This window comes from Enterobacter sp. S-33 (assembly GCF_028735835.1).
Lineage (GTDB): Bacteria > Pseudomonadota > Gammaproteobacteria > Enterobacterales > Enterobacteriaceae > Enterobacter > Enterobacter vonholyi.
In genome coordinates this window covers 3421305-3434869 of record NZ_CP117838.1, presented here as the reverse complement: position 1 = coordinate 3434869, position 13565 = coordinate 3421305, and the positions used below count along the sequence as shown (strand labels likewise).

Here is a 13565-nt window from a genome sequence, read left to right as displayed (position 1 = left end):
GACTCCTTAAAAGTGGTGGACCGCCGCGTGGGGTGGTACGGTGAATTCGATGGTTTTGCGGTCGAGCGGCTTGTGCGTCGGGTCGGCCAGAATAATCGTCACCTTGTGTTTCCCTGCGGGCAGCCCCACCAGAATTACCGGCTCTCCGCTGGCGTCAGCCCAGTGCCACGGCGCGTCATCCACCACCACGTGAATGTGCCCGATGCGCGGAGTGACCTTGAGCGCTTCAGGTCCGAATACCGGCTCGATGCGCAGGTTTTCGGCACGGTACTGTATAAACACCGCGCCTTTGCTCAGCGGCCCGGCAAGCGGGGGATCGACGATCAGCTTTGCGGGTGGTTGCGGCTGCGCCAGCGGGGCAACGGCGGCGGGGCCGTTAACGTCCCCGGCGCTCAGGTTGTCCAGCGGCGTGGCCTGGGCATGGGCTACAGATGCCAGGATAAGCAGGGTGATAAGTGCATAACGACGGGTCATCGGTCTCTCTCCTCATCGGTTCTGAATGGCGACAGGGAAAGAAAACCATTTTTATGTATCGGAGATATTTGCCGGAGGCGGCGTTTTGTACCCGTTTGTCAGCGTGGCGCTCTGGATACAGTGCGATACAGTTTGCTTCCCGGGACAGCGCACGATCGCTATCGCCAGCCCGGCAATCACCAGCGTCAGCCCCGTCGACACCCCCATTGCGCCAGCGATCCCCAGCGTTTTGTTCAGCCACGCATAGGCAAACGGTGAGGCTGCGGCCATAAGTTGGCCCGGGATAAGCAGCATGCCCGTACGGCGGGCATAGCTTTCGGTGTTAAACAGTTCCAGCGGCAGCGTGGCTTTCACGATGGTGACCAGCCCGTTGATGGCACCGTAACCCAACACAAATCCGGCCGCGCACCAGACAAACTGGGAACTGCTTAGCCCAACCAGAAAGCAGAGCGGCATGGCGAGCGCGGTAAAAAGCGTGAGTTTGAAGGGGGTTAAGCGGGCGCCCGCCAGCACTTCCAGCGAGCGAGCACCCGTCTGGCCGATCCCCCACAGCATGCCGATGGCGACAGGCAGACCGAAGTGGGCAATAAACTCCGGCAGATGGGTGGACGTGCCGTTCGAAACAAAGGTAATGAGGGCAATGAAGATGGCATAAAGCCAGCCGTTACGCCGCTCGTTGCTCAAAGGCGGCGAGGTGAGCTTTGTCGTAATCGTTCGCCGCTGACGGGGAAGCGTTCTTATCAGCGCCGCGCTCAGCAGGCCGAGCAGAGCATAGACGCGCAGCGCGTCCTGCCAGCGCATAACCTGAAGCAGAGCATCGCCCAGCGGCCAGAAGACGGCGGAGGCCAGTCCGCCCGCCAGCGTGACGCGTGAGATTGTTCTGCGCGCCTGCTGCCCGTAGAGGTTCACCAGCGCGGCGAACAGCGCATCGTAAAGCGACAGGCGCATGCCTGTGCCGGCGACCAGCCAGGCACAGTACCAGCCAAAAAGCGTCTGGGTATACGCCATCCCTGCGCAGCTTGCGGCGATCAGCAACGTTCCGCTCATCACCACCGTCTGACCGCCAAAGCATGCCAGCAGGCGGGCTATAAAAGGGGATACCGCCGCCATCACCAGCATCGCCAGCGTCAGGCCGAGGTAAATCTGCGGTGAAGACCATCCACGGTCGGCTGAAATGGCCAGCGCAAAGGTGCCCGGCATATAAAACGAGATCCCCCAGTTGATGAGTTGATTACATCCGGCTGTGAGGGCGAGGCGGCGTGGCAGGGCAGGTGTTTCCATTATTTTTCATTCCGCTATGCAGTTGTCCTGAGCATAACGGGCGCGGTATTGTGCTGGCAGGGCTGCAACCTTATGCGCGGTATAAGAGAAACTTTGAATGACGACGCTTAATCTGGGCTATCTCGCCACCTTCCGTCTGGTGATCCAGCGCGGCAGCTTTTCAGCAGCAGCGGATGTGCTGGGTATCTCCCAGCCCGCCGTCAGCCTGCAAATACGCCAGCTGGAGCAGTTTCTGCAAACGCGGCTGGTGGAGCGTACCGGGCGAGGGATAAAGGCGACGGCAGCCGGAGAGGCATTGCTGGCGCATGGGGAGCGTATTCAGCAGGTGGTGGATGACGCCATTCGGTCGGTGAGCGCATTCAGCCACGATGTGAGCGGCACTATTACGCTTGGCACGGGGGCAACGGCCTGCATTCATTTTCTGCCACCTCTGCTGGAGCAGCTACGACGCGACTATCCGCTCCTGAACGTGGGGGTGACGACGGGCAACACCCGCGATATCGTCAGGGCCATCGAAGAGAACCGTCTCGATATGGGGCTGGTCACGCTGCCGGTGAGTGGCAAGGCGTTGGACGTCATGCCGGTGATGGACGAAGAGTTTGTTTTTATCGCCTCGCCGGAGCTGAAGGATGTTTTCAGAGACTTTACCCCGGATGCGCTGCACGCTCAGCCGCTGATTGCCTTTGAATCAGGTAGCGGAACCCGGACGCTGATCGATGGCTGGTTTGCGGCTAATGGATTAACGATCGCACCGGTGATGCAGCTTGGCAGCATCGAGGCGATCAAACGCATGGTTCGCGCGGGACTGGGCTACAGCATCGTGCCCCGAATGGCGGTAGAACAGGATGGCGATCGCGAAGGGCTATGCGTGATGTCGCTTACGCCCATGCTGCAGCGGCAGCTGGCGGTGGTGATGCGACAGGATAAAATCCTCAGCAAAGGGATAGCGGCCATTATTCGGCTCGTGCAGCATCCTTCGGCGGTTTAGCGGTCAGCGGTGTCGACGGTGAGGCTGGATTGCTGCGACTGGGTTTTGTCCTGATGGTGGTACCAGGCGCCAATCGAGGAGTAAACGAAGCGGCCAAAGAAAAACAGAAAGCTGATGAGCAGTATGATGCGGGTCATTCGGGTGTTAAATCGATGTCGTTTGCGCATACGCGTGACCTGACTCACTCTGTTTATCCTGGGTAAGCCCTTTTGGGCGATAAGGATATTAAGGCACAGCGGGAAGAAGGGGTCAATTCTGCAGTGTGTAAATAACCGTCAATGTATACATTAATTAATGTTATTGAATTTAATTAATGCATTTACCATATTGATAATATGAAGAAAATTATTTCAAAAAAAACGCCACAAAGAGTAATTTGCGTAAAGTAGTTTGATTTAAGTCAACGGATTCCCGGCCCTTATATTTAAAATCCTTCCTCCACACAGTTCGCCCCGCACGCCGCCGGGCGGCGCGTACGTCAGGTTGGATGCCTGTCTTTATTTTCCCTCTGGAGCGAAAGGGGTTTAACCGGGCATCTATGAACATTCTCGCTTTCCTGAAAAAAAATGAAAACCGCTGGTGGGCATTGCCGCTTATTTTGCCTGTGGTTTTACTTCCCGTGCTGAGCATCGCGAATACCTTCACGCAGCTGGGAGACGGTATTGCGGCACTCTATTATTTACCCCTCTCATTTTTGCTTTCGCTGATGATGTTCTTTGGGCTGGAAGCGCTGCCCGGGATCGTATTGTCGCTGTTTATCCGCTATTACCCCTCGGTCGGCATGTTCGAAACGGTCGCTGGTATGCTCCATTTTGTCGTCCCTTTAGTGCTGAGCTGGGGCGGCTACCGGGTGTTTGCACCCAGACGGAATATGACCGCATACGGCGACATCCGGCTGATGGCGCAGCGCATCTTCTGGCAGGTCTTCTGCCCCGCGACGCTATTTCTGGTGCTGTTTCAGTTTGCGGTGTATTTAGGCGTGTATGAGAGCCGGCAGAGCCTTGCGGGATTAAACCCTCTTAATATTCGCACGCTCATTAACTATCAGACGCTGCTGGTCAGCGGGCTGACGGGCGTGCCGCTGAGCTATCTGCTGATCCGCCTGATTCGCCATCCGCGCTATCTCAAAAGCCTTTTCTCGCAGATCCGTTCCCAGATAGATAAAAAGGTGACGGTCATTGAGTTTCTGATGTGGGCGATTGCGCTAGGCGGGCTGCTTACGCTGCTGCTGCTCCCGATGAATGAAAACAGCTCCATTTTCACCACGAACTACACCCTGTCGCTGCTCATGCCGGTGATGCTCTGGGGCGCGATGCGTTTTGGCTATATACTGATTTCGCTTATCTGGACGCCGATACTGCTGGTATCTATTCACTATTTTTACCGCTATATCCCGGTGAACCCGGGGTATGACATTCAGCTGGCGATCACCTCTTCCAGTTACCTGGTCTTCTCGTTCGTGGTGGTTTTTATGTCGATGCTGGCAACCCGGCAGCGCGCGGTGAACAAACGCTCGCGCAGGCTGGCGCTGCTCGATCCGGTCGTCCATATGCCTAACCTGCGGGCGCTGTCGCGCGATCTGGCGAAAAACCCGTGGTCGGCGCTCTGCCTGCTGCGTATTCCGGAGCTGGAAATTCTGGGTCGAAATTACGGCGTGCTGCTGCGTATTTTGTACAAACAGCAGCTGGCGCAGTGGGTAAACGGTACCCTCCAGCCCAACGAGCAGGTGTATCACCTCACCGGGTATGACATGGCGGTGCGGCTCAACGCGGAATCGCACCAGCAGCGAATTGAAACCCTGGACGAGCATATCAAGCAGTTCCGCTTTGTCTGGGACGGCATGCCGCTTCAGCCGCAGGTGGGAGTGAGCTATTGCTATGTCCGGTCCCCGGTTAACCATCTGTATCTGGTGCTGGGTGAACTGGGCGTGGTTGCCGATCTGTCGCTCGCCTCTAACCATCCGGAAAATCTTCAGCAGCGTGGGGCCGTCCATTTGCAGCGTAACCTGAAGGATAAAGTTGCGATGATGAGCCGCCTGCAAAAGGCGCTTGATAACGACGAATTCACCCTGCTGGTTCAACCCGTTCGCGGCCTGCGTGGCGATTGCTATCACGAAGTCCTGCTCCGGATGCCGGATGCCAACGGGCTATTGATCTCTCCCGATCGGTTCCTGCCCGTCGCGCAGGAGTTTGGCCTCTCCTCGCGGGTGGATTTGTGGGTGCTGGAGTATACTCTGCGCTTCCTGGCCGCGCATCGCGAAAGGCTGCCCGGCCAGCGTTTCGCCATTAATCTGGCCCCCTCAACCGTATGTCGGGTGCAGTTTCCGCTTGAGGTAAGTCGCCTGCTGGCGAAATACGCCATTGAGCCGTGGCAGCTGATTTTTGAAGTGACGGAGTGCAGCACCTTTTGCAATGCGGAGCAGGCGCTACACATCCTCCGGCAGCTGCAGAAAATGGGGGTACGTATTGCGATTGATGATTTTGGCACCGGCTATGCGAGCTATGCGCGGCTGAAAAGCGTGGATGCGGATATTCTCAAGATCGACGGCAGTTTTATCCGCAATATCGTCAACAACAGCCTGGATTATCAGATTGTGGCGTCTATCTGCCATCTGGCGCGCATGAAGAAGATGCTGGTGGTGGCGGAGTACGTCGAGACCGAAGAGATACGTAGCGCGGTTCACGCGCTAGGCATCGATTATGTGCAGGGCTATCTGATTGGCAGACCGGCGCCGCTTGAGTCGCTGCTGGAAGCTGAGGCGTCCTGCGCGGACGCCTGAACCGTTACGCGGCGACGTCGGCGCTCTCTTCTTCAATTTTAAGCAGCCAGCCGGTGACCGCTTCCCAGTACTGCTGCTCTTTTTCCAGGTCCAGCAGGACCAGAGCGTTCTGGCTGAACCAGTCGTGCGGGAAGCTCAGCGTCCAGTGATGGTCGTCGGTTTTAAGCTTCAGCGTGGGCGGCGTGGTGGTGGCCTGGCGCTGGTTATTGAGCAGTACGCCCAGACGCAGCAGCTGTATAAGCGGCAGGAACTGTTTTTTCTTGAACAGCGTGAAGCGCGGCAGGTCGTCGAGCTTGATGGCTTTGCGGTGATAACGCACCAGGGTCGCCATCATGGTTTGCTGCTCCTGGTTGAAGCCAGGCAGATCGCTATTTTGCAGAATGTAGGCCGAATGGCGATGCATCCCGCTGTGGTTGATGTTGAGCCCCACCTCGTGGAGCATTGCGGCCCATTTTAACAGCGCGGCAAGCTGCGGGTGCGCGAGCTTCGGATTCTGCTCTTCCCACTGCTCGTACATCTGCACCGTGGTGTCCAGCACGCGCTTCGCCTGCTCGCGGTCGATGTTGTACTGGTTAGCCAGGCTTTGCGCGGTGCGGCTGCGAATATCCTGATGGCGGAAGCGGCCTTCCATCTCATACAGCACACCTTCGCGCAGCGCGCCGTCGGAAAGGCGCAGCTCTTTAATGGCGAGGGCATCAAACACGCCGCAGAGGATGGCCAGCCCCGGAACGAAGACCACCTTACGCTCGTCGGAAAGACCCGGCAGGCTTAAGGCATCAAAACTTTTATGCTTCAGCACCTCTTCGGTCAGCAATGTCAGGCGTTCGGGCGTGATAAACCCGTCTTTTTCACCCATCGCCAGCAGCACTTCATGCGCCGCTTTGATGGTACCCGACGCGCCCAGCGCCACGTTCCAGCCCTGGATACGGTACTGCCAGGCCAGGTTTTCCAGCTTCTGGACGGCCGCCATCCGCGCACGCTGGAAGTTCTCGCGGGTGATGCTACCGCCCGGGAAATACATCTGTGCGAAGCTGACGCAGCCCATACGGCGGCTTTCCACCAGGCGAGGCTCAAAGTCTTCGCCGATCACCAGCTCCGTAGAACCGCCGCCGATGTCGATAACCAGCTTGCGCCCTTTTTCCGGCTGGGTGTGCTCGACGCCCATGAAGATCAGACGCGCTTCCTCGTTGCCGGAGATGATCTCAATCGGGTAGGGGATCACCTTTTCGGCCCGCTTGAGAAACTCAGGTGCGTTCAGGGCCTGGCGCAGGGTGTGGGTGCCCACGATGCACACGCTGGAGGGCGAGAAGCCCTGCAGGCGCTCAGCAAACAGCGACAGGCAGTTTAACCCGCGCTCCATCGCCTCTTCGCTGAGCATGCTGCGTTCATCAAGACCATCCGCCAGGTGTACGCGCTGCTTCAGACGACCGATGATCTGCAACGCGCCATCCACCTCACGGGCGATGACCATGTGGAAACTGTTAGAGCCAAGATCGACCGCGGCGAATTCCTGCGGGCGTGGGGTCTTATCATTTATCGGCATAGGTTAATCGGGTTGCTCGAGTGATTTGATATAGTCGTAAATCGCCAGTTGCGACCGCACTTTACGGCGGTTGCCGCGCGGTACATAGCGGTTACTGAGTTCTTTGTCGATATAGCGTGCTTTCACGGTATCGCTGAACAGAATCTCGATGATGTCGAGAATCTGCTGCTTCAGGCGCGGATCCAGCAGCGGTGCCGCGACTTCAATTCGGTAGTCAATATTGCGCGTCATCCAGTCTGCCGAAGAAAGATAGACCTGCTTATCACCCGCATTATCGAAAATATAGACCCGATCGTGCTCCAGGTAGCGGTCAACAATGCTGATCACGCGAATATTGTCGCTGATGCCTTCCAGTTCCGGGATCAGCGAGCACATGCCGCGGATCAGAAGATTAACCGGTACGCCGGAGCTGGACGCCGCATACAGCCTGTCCACCAGCCCTTTATCGACCAGGTTGTTAAGCTTCAGCGTGATGCCGGACGACAGCCCTTTCTGGGCATTGGCGATCTCTTTATCGATCATATCGTACAGCAGACGGCGCGAGTTCTGCGGCGAGACCAGCAGATAGTCAAAGCTCACCGGACGGTACGGGTTTTCGATAAAGTTAAAGACCCGGCGCACTTCGTTAGTGATGCGGGCATCGGCAGTTAAGAGCGAGTAATCGGTATAAATTCGCGCGGTTTTCTCGTTAAAGTTCCCGGTACCGATGTGGGCATAACGCACCACCTCATCGCCCTCTTTACGAGAGATGAGGAACAGCTTGGCGTGAATTTTCAGCCCCGGCGCGGAGAAAATGACGTGCACACCGGCTTCCGTCAGACGTCGCGCCCAGTGAATGTTCGCCTCTTCGTCGAAGCGCGCCTGCAGCTCAACCACCACGGTGACTTTTTTGGCGTTGTGCGCCGCGTGGATCATCGCATCGATGATGCGGGAATCTTTTGCCACGCGGTAGATGTTGATTTTGATCGCCAGCACGCTCGGGTCGAACGAGGCCTGACGCAGCAGTTCCAGCACGTGCTCAAACGTATGATACGGATAGTAGAGCAGGACATCGCGTTCGCGGATGGCGTCGAATCCGTTGCGGAATTTATCGAACCAGAGATGGCGCAGGCGCGGCAGCGGCTTGTTCACCAGGTTGGCTTTGCCGACGTTCGGGAAGCCAATAAAATCTTTAAAGTTGTGGTAACGACCACCCGGAACGATGGAGTCATAGCGCGAAATGGTCAGTTTCTCACGCAGCATCTCCACCATGGCGTCCGGCATATCGCGCTGATAGACGAAGCGCACCGGTTCAGCCGTCAGGCGCTGTTTCAGGCTGGATGACATCAGCTCCATCAGGCTGGCTTCCATCTCGTGCACCAGGTCATATTCGGCGTCACGAGTCATTTTCATCGAGTAGGCGTTTAACGCATCGTAATCGAAGAAGCCTTTGAAGATGTCGTCCAGACAGTAGCGCAGGATGTTATCCAGCAGGATCATTGGTTTGCGTCTGCGCGGGGTTTCCGGCGGCAGGTTCACAAAGCGCGGCACCTTGTCGGATGGGATCTCCAGCAGCGCGTAACGGATAGATTCACCGCGAATAATTTCCACCGCCAGGTAGGTATAGTCATCTTTCAAAAACTGCACCAGATCGGTTTCGCGGTTGATCAGAATGGGGGTAATGTGCTGGCGCAGATAGTGTTTGAAGTAGTGGCGCAGCCAGTTTTGTTGGTTAACGGAAAGCTGGCGTTCGTTAATCAGGAAGATTTGATTGCGCGCCATCTCCAGCAGCAGTTCGTTATACAGGCCGTCAAATTCCTGATCGGCTTTCAGCACGCGGGACTGGATTTTGCCCAGCAGATGCCGCGAGTGCGAGTTTAAGCCCTGTTCTTCGCTGATGATGATGCGTCTTTTCAGCTCGGCAAAGCGAACCTTGTAGAACTCATCCAGGTTGTTCGAATAAATACCCAAAAAACGCATGCGCTCGATCAGCGGGTTACTTTTGTCTGCCGCTTCCTGGAGTACACGTTCGTTGAATGCTAACCAGCTTAGCTCTTTCTCGATATATAACTTTTCCTGACCCATTACAGCTCACACTCCAGTTCAATCACAGGACGTGGTAAATCCGTCTCGTCCTTATTATGGCGAGCATTTCCACGATATGTCCAACAGTGCCAGAAAAGTATGACAGTTATTTTTTTTGTTGGGGAATTTAGAGGGTTGGGGAGGGGACATTCGGGTAATGCATCAGGCAGGTCGGGTAAGCGCAGAAGCGCCACCCGACATAATAAACTACTCTTCCGCCGCATGGCCCTGCGGAGGTAACTTAACGCCGTCCAGCCAGGCAGCGCCGTCGCGCATCTCGAGACGTCCGTCGACAAACCAGCTTACCACCAGCGGGTAAATGGCGTGTTCCTGGGTCTGCACGCGTTCGGTCACGTCTTCTTCGCTATCGCCGTCAAAGACCGGGACTTTCGCCTGCAGGATAACCGGACCGCCATCCAGCTCGTCGGTAACGAAATGCACGGAGGTGCCATGCTCCTCATCGCCATTTTCCAGAACCTGACGATGGGTATGCAGGCCGGGATATTTCGGCAGAAGAGAAGGGTGAATATTCAGCAGACGTCCGGCGAAGTGTTCTACAAAAGCCGGGCTCAGAATGCGCATATAGCCCGCCAGCACGACTACGTCCGGCGCGTAGGCATCAATCTCATGCACCAGCTCGCGGTCAAAGGCTTCACGCCCGGCAAACTGGCTGGCTTCCAGCGCGTGCGCGGGAATGTTCGCTTCCCGCGCGCGCTCAAGGCCGAACGCGTCGGCCTTGTTGCTGAATACTGCCCGAATGGTGCCGTTGATTTTCTTCTGCTTGCAGGCGTCTATGATGGCCTGCAAATTGCTTCCGTTGCCGGAAATGAGCACCACGATGTTTTTCATTCAATGACCACACGCTGTTCGGAATCGGAGGCTTTAATCGTACCGATTTTCCACGCGTTTTCACCTTTCTCCGTCAGCAGCTTCACTGCTTTATCCGCTTCGCTTGCCGGCAGGGCGATAACCATGCCCACGCCACAGTTAAAGGTGCGGTACATTTCGTGAGAGCTCACGTTGCCCGCGGTCTGAAGCCAGTTAAACACGGCTGGCCACTGCCATGAGGATTCGTCGATCACCGCCTGGGTGTTGTCCGGCAGAACGCGCGGAATATTTTCCCAGAAGCCGCCGCCGGTCAGGTGGGCAATGGCGTGAACGTCGACGTTCTCGATAAGCTCGAGCACGTTCTTCACGTAGATACGTGTTGGCGCAAGCAGATGGTCAGCCAGTGGTTTACCGTCAAGCTCGGTGGTCAGCGGATCACAGCCGCTCACTTCGAGGATTTTACGCACCAGGGAGTAGCCGTTAGAGTGCGGGCCGCTGGAGGCCAGCGCGATCAGCACATCGCCATCGGCCACTTTGCTGCCGTCGATAATTTCTGATTTTTCTACTACGCCGACGCAGAAGCCCGCGACGTCATAATCTTCGCCGTGATACATGCCCGGCATTTCTGCGGTTTCACCACCGACCAGCGCGCAGCCAGACTGCAGACAGCCTTCGGCGATACCGTTAATCACGCTTGCCGCGGTATCTACGTCCAGTTTGCCGGTCGCGTAGTAATCGAGGAAGAACAGCGGCTCTGCGCCCTGTACCACCAGGTCATTCACGCACATCGCGACCAGATCGATACCGATCGTGTCGTGACGTTTTAAATCCATCGCCATGCGCAGTTTAGTGCCTACACCGTCAGTACCCGAGACCAGAACAGGTTCACGATATTTTTGCGGCAGCGCGCACAGTGCGCCGAAGCCACCCAGACCACCCATCACTTCCGGGCGGCGGGTTTTTTTCACCACACCTTTGATTCGGTCAACCAGCGCATTACCTGCGTCAATATCAACACCGGCATCTTTGTAGCTGAGAGAAGTTTTGTTGGTCACGGCTTAAATCCCCACGCGATTGCATAGCTAGTAAGAAAAATCGGCGCAATTCTAACAGTCCAGGCAAACGTTTGCGAGCCTATTCTGGACGTGGAGATCTTTTTTTCTGTGCACCCCGTGAATGCAGCCAAACTTGACTCTGTTCACGAAAATGAAACCGGTTTCTGAGAACTGCTTGCAACGGTTATTCCCTTTGCACATCATCAAACTGAAACCGGTTTCTGTAATTGTTTTTGCAGATAATAACGCAGAATGAGGGAAAGCGAATGTCAGGATTTAAAGCAGATTTTCTGTGGGGTGGGGCCGTTGCGGCGCACCAGCTGGAAGGCGGCTGGAAAGAGGGCGGAAAAGGCGTGAGCGTGGCCGACGTCATGACCGCGGGCGCGCACGGCGTGCCGCGTGAAATCACCAACGGCGTGCTGGAAGGGAAAAATTACCCTAACCATGAAGCCATTGATTTCTACCACCGCTATAAAGAAGACATCAGACTCTTTGCCGAGATGGGGTTCAAATGCTTCCGCACCTCTATTGCCTGGACGCGGATCTTCCCGAAAGGCGACGAGCTTGAGCCTAACGAGGCTGGCCTGAAATTCTATGACGACCTGTTCGACGAATGCCTGAAGTACGGCATCGAACCGGTTATCACCCTGTCTCACTTCGAGATGCCTTTCCATCTGGTCACGGAATACGGCGGCTGGCGCAACCGTAAGCTGATCGACTTCTTCGTTCGTTTTGCAAAAGTGGTATTCCAGCGCTATCAGCATAAAGTGAAGTACTGGATGACCTTCAACGAGATCAACAACCAGGCCAACTTCCACGAAGACTTTGCGCCGTTCACTAACTCCGGGCTGAAGTACGCGCCGGGTGAAGACCGTGAGCCGGTGATGTTCCAGGCGGCGCACTATGAGCTGGTGGCCAGCGCCCTGGCGGTGAAGGCGGGGCGCGAGATTAACCCGTCGCTGCAGATTGGCTGCATGATTGCCATGTGTCCTATCTACCCGCTCACCTGCGCGCCGGACGATATGATGATGGCGATGAATGCCATGCACCGCCGCTACTGGTTCACCGACGTGCACGTGCGCGGCAGGTACCCGCAGCATCTGCTCAACTACTTTGCGCGTCGCGGCTTCACGCTGGATATTACCGAAGAAGATAAAGCCGCGCTGAAGCAGGGCTGCGTCGATTACATCGGCTTCAGCTACTATATGTCCTTTGCCACCAAGGCGATGGCGGATAACCCGCAGCTGGATTACGACGAGAGCAAGAGCCTGGTCACTAACCCGTACGTGCAGAAATCGGACTGGGGCTGGCAGATTGACCCGGTGGGGCTGCGCTACTCCCTCAACTGGTTCTGGGATCACTATCAGCTGCCGCTGTTTATCGTTGAAAACGGCTTTGGCGCGATCGACGTGCAGGAGAGCGACGGCACGGTGAACGACCAGTACCGCATTGACTACCTGTCCGCCCACATCCGCGAGATGAAAAAAGCGGTGGAGGAAGATGGCGTGGATCTGATGGGCTACACCCCGTGGGGCTGTATCGACCTCGTTTCTGCCGGTACGGGCGAAATGAAAAAACGCTACGGCTTTATCTTTGTCGACAAAGACAATGAAGGCAACGGCACGCTGAACCGCAGCAAGAAGAAATCGTTCGACTGGTATAAGCAGGTAATTGCGAGCAACGGCGATAGCCTGTAATTGCCGGGTGGCGCTAACGCTTACCCGACCTACACTACACGTAGGTCCGCGTAAGCGCAGCGCCACCGGGCAGAACCCGCACCCAAGCCGGAGTCTCGCCTCCGGTTTTTTTGTCTCTAAATCACTTTGCTTGATATACGTCAAGCAAGATGGGTATGGCCTAATCCGAAAAAAGCGGTATAATCCCGCGATTTTTTTGCGGACGCCGCCTCAGAGGAGAAAGAGAATGAAGATTGTGGAAGTGAAACACCCACTCGTTAAACACAAGTTGGGCCTGATGCGTGAGCATGACATCAGCACGAAGCGTTTTCGCGAACTGGCATCTGAAGTCGGCAGCCTGCTGACATACGAAGCGACCTCCGATCTGGAAACAGAAAAAGTCACCATCGAAGGCTGGAACGGCCCGGTGCAGGTTGAGCAGATCAAAGGTAAGAAAATTACCGTGGTGCCAATCCTGCGTGCCGGTCTCGGCATGATGGAAGGCGTGCTGGAGCACGTGCCAAGCGCGCGCATCAGCGTGGTCGGGATCTACCGTAACGAAGAAACCCTTGAGCCGGTTCCTTACTTCCAGAAGCTGGTGTCTAACATCGACGAGCGTATGGCGCTGGTGGTTGACCCGATGCTGGCGACCGGTGGTTCGATGATCGCCACCATCGACCTGCTGAAAAATGCAGGCTGTAACAGCATTAAGGTGCTGGTGCTGGTTGCGGCTCCGGAAGGGATCGCGGCGCTGGAAAAAGCGCACCCGGACGTTGAGCTGTATACCGCCTCTATCGACCAGGGCCTGAACGAGCACGGATACATCATTCCGGGGCTCGGCGATGCCGGCGATAAGATCTTTGGTACGAAATAATCG

General features: G+C 56.2%; 11 protein-coding genes. 4 read left to right on the top strand and 7 right to left on the bottom strand.

From position 1 onward, the window contains the following. Window positions 1–6: 6 nt before the first annotated feature. Together PUP35_RS16210 and PUP35_RS16205 are read right to left on the bottom strand one after the other, a co-directional pair. Window positions 7–474, bottom strand: a complete 468-nt coding sequence (locus PUP35_RS16210; protein ID WP_111965171.1) for a DUF6130 family protein — start codon at window positions 472–474, stop codon at window positions 7–9. Window positions 475–525: 51 nt separating this feature from the next. Then, window positions 526–1755 (bottom strand): MFS transporter, encoded by a 1230-nt coding sequence (locus PUP35_RS16205; RefSeq protein ID WP_271368341.1) that lies wholly within the window; start codon window positions 1753–1755, stop codon window positions 526–528. A gap of 97 nt (window positions 1756–1852) precedes the next feature. Here PUP35_RS16205 and PUP35_RS16200 point away from each other — a divergent pair, with 97 nt between their 5' ends. Continuing rightward, window positions 1853–2743: a LysR family transcriptional regulator gene (locus PUP35_RS16200; RefSeq protein ID WP_115875979.1), complete on the top strand. Its 891-nt coding sequence runs from the start codon at window positions 1853–1855 to the stop codon at window positions 2741–2743. Here PUP35_RS16200 and PUP35_RS16195 read toward each other — a convergent pair. Then, on the bottom strand, window positions 2740–2910 hold the full coding sequence (locus tag PUP35_RS16195) for a YfgG family protein (protein ID WP_008501648.1): 171 nt from the start codon (window positions 2908–2910) through the stop codon (window positions 2740–2742). The genes PUP35_RS16200 and PUP35_RS16195 overlap by 4 nt on opposite strands. Window positions 2911–3281: 371 nt before the next feature. On the opposite strand from PUP35_RS16195, the gene PUP35_RS16190 reads away from it, so the two are divergent. Beyond that, a complete protein-coding gene (locus tag PUP35_RS16190) occupies window positions 3282–5522 on the top strand; it encodes a sensor domain-containing phosphodiesterase (protein WP_274240579.1) in 2241 nt (746 codons plus the stop codon). A gap of 4 nt (window positions 5523–5526) precedes the next feature. On the opposite strand, the gene ppx is transcribed toward PUP35_RS16190, so the two are convergent. From ppx to purM, 4 genes are all read right to left on the bottom strand, one after another. Further along, window positions 5527–7065 carry an exopolyphosphatase gene (gene ppx / locus PUP35_RS16185; RefSeq protein ID WP_045399702.1) on the bottom strand — a complete coding sequence of 513 codons (1539 nt, stop codon included), beginning with the start codon at window positions 7063–7065 and terminating at the stop codon, window positions 5527–5529. A gap of 3 nt (window positions 7066–7068) precedes the next feature. After that, a complete protein-coding gene (ppk1, locus tag PUP35_RS16180; RefSeq protein ID WP_111965176.1) occupies window positions 7069–9129 on the bottom strand; it encodes a polyphosphate kinase 1 in 2061 nt (686 codons plus the stop codon). Window positions 9130–9336: 207 nt separating this feature from the next. After that, window positions 9337–9978, bottom strand: a complete 642-nt coding sequence (gene purN, locus PUP35_RS16175) for a phosphoribosylglycinamide formyltransferase (RefSeq protein WP_032646794.1) — start codon at window positions 9976–9978, stop codon at window positions 9337–9339. Beyond that, window positions 9975–11012: a phosphoribosylformylglycinamidine cyclo-ligase gene (purM, locus tag PUP35_RS16170; RefSeq protein ID WP_274240572.1), complete on the bottom strand. Its 1038-nt coding sequence runs from the start codon at window positions 11010–11012 to the stop codon at window positions 9975–9977. The genes purN and purM overlap by 4 nt, the downstream gene beginning before the upstream one ends. Window positions 11013–11278: 266 nt before the next feature. On the opposite strand from purM, the gene PUP35_RS16165 reads away from it, so the two are divergent. Both PUP35_RS16165 and upp read left to right on the top strand, forming a co-directional pair. Next, window positions 11279–12709, top strand: a complete 1431-nt coding sequence (locus PUP35_RS16165; protein ID WP_274240570.1) for a 6-phospho-beta-glucosidase — start codon at window positions 11279–11281, stop codon at window positions 12707–12709. A gap of 226 nt (window positions 12710–12935) precedes the next feature. Beyond that, the gene (gene upp, locus PUP35_RS16160; RefSeq protein WP_023308769.1) at window positions 12936–13562 is read left to right on the top strand and encodes a uracil phosphoribosyltransferase; all 627 of its coding nucleotides are present in this window, start codon (window positions 12936–12938) and stop codon (window positions 13560–13562) included. Window positions 13563–13565: the final 3 nt, after the last annotated feature.

What these genes read in the sequence shown, in the direction of transcription:
- ppx (WP_045399702.1), bottom strand. Translation starts at nt 7,065, where the DNA reads ATGCCGATAAATGATAAGACCCCACGCCCGCAGGAATTCGCCGCGGTC.
- purN (WP_032646794.1), bottom strand. Translation starts at nt 9,978, where the DNA reads ATGAAAAACATCGTGGTGCTCATTTCCGGCAACGGAAGCAATTTGCAG.
- ppk1 (WP_111965176.1), bottom strand. Translation starts at nt 9,129, where the DNA reads ATGGGTCAGGAAAAGTTATATATCGAGAAAGAGCTAAGCTGGTTAGCA.
- PUP35_RS16205 (WP_271368341.1), bottom strand. Translation starts at nt 1,755, where the DNA reads ATGGAAACACCTGCCCTGCCACGCCGCCTCGCCCTCACAGCCGGATGT.
- PUP35_RS16210 (WP_111965171.1), bottom strand. Translation starts at nt 474, where the DNA reads ATGACCCGTCGTTATGCACTTATCACCCTGCTTATCCTGGCATCTGTA.
- PUP35_RS16190 (WP_274240579.1), top strand. Translation starts at nt 3,282, where the DNA reads ATGAACATTCTCGCTTTCCTGAAAAAAAATGAAAACCGCTGGTGGGCA.
- PUP35_RS16195 (WP_008501648.1), bottom strand. Translation starts at nt 2,910, where the DNA reads ATGCGCAAACGACATCGATTTAACACCCGAATGACCCGCATCATACTG.
- PUP35_RS16200 (WP_115875979.1), top strand. Translation starts at nt 1,853, where the DNA reads ATGACGACGCTTAATCTGGGCTATCTCGCCACCTTCCGTCTGGTGATC.
- upp (WP_023308769.1), top strand. Translation starts at nt 12,936, where the DNA reads ATGAAGATTGTGGAAGTGAAACACCCACTCGTTAAACACAAGTTGGGC.
- PUP35_RS16165 (WP_274240570.1), top strand. Translation starts at nt 11,279, where the DNA reads ATGTCAGGATTTAAAGCAGATTTTCTGTGGGGTGGGGCCGTTGCGGCG.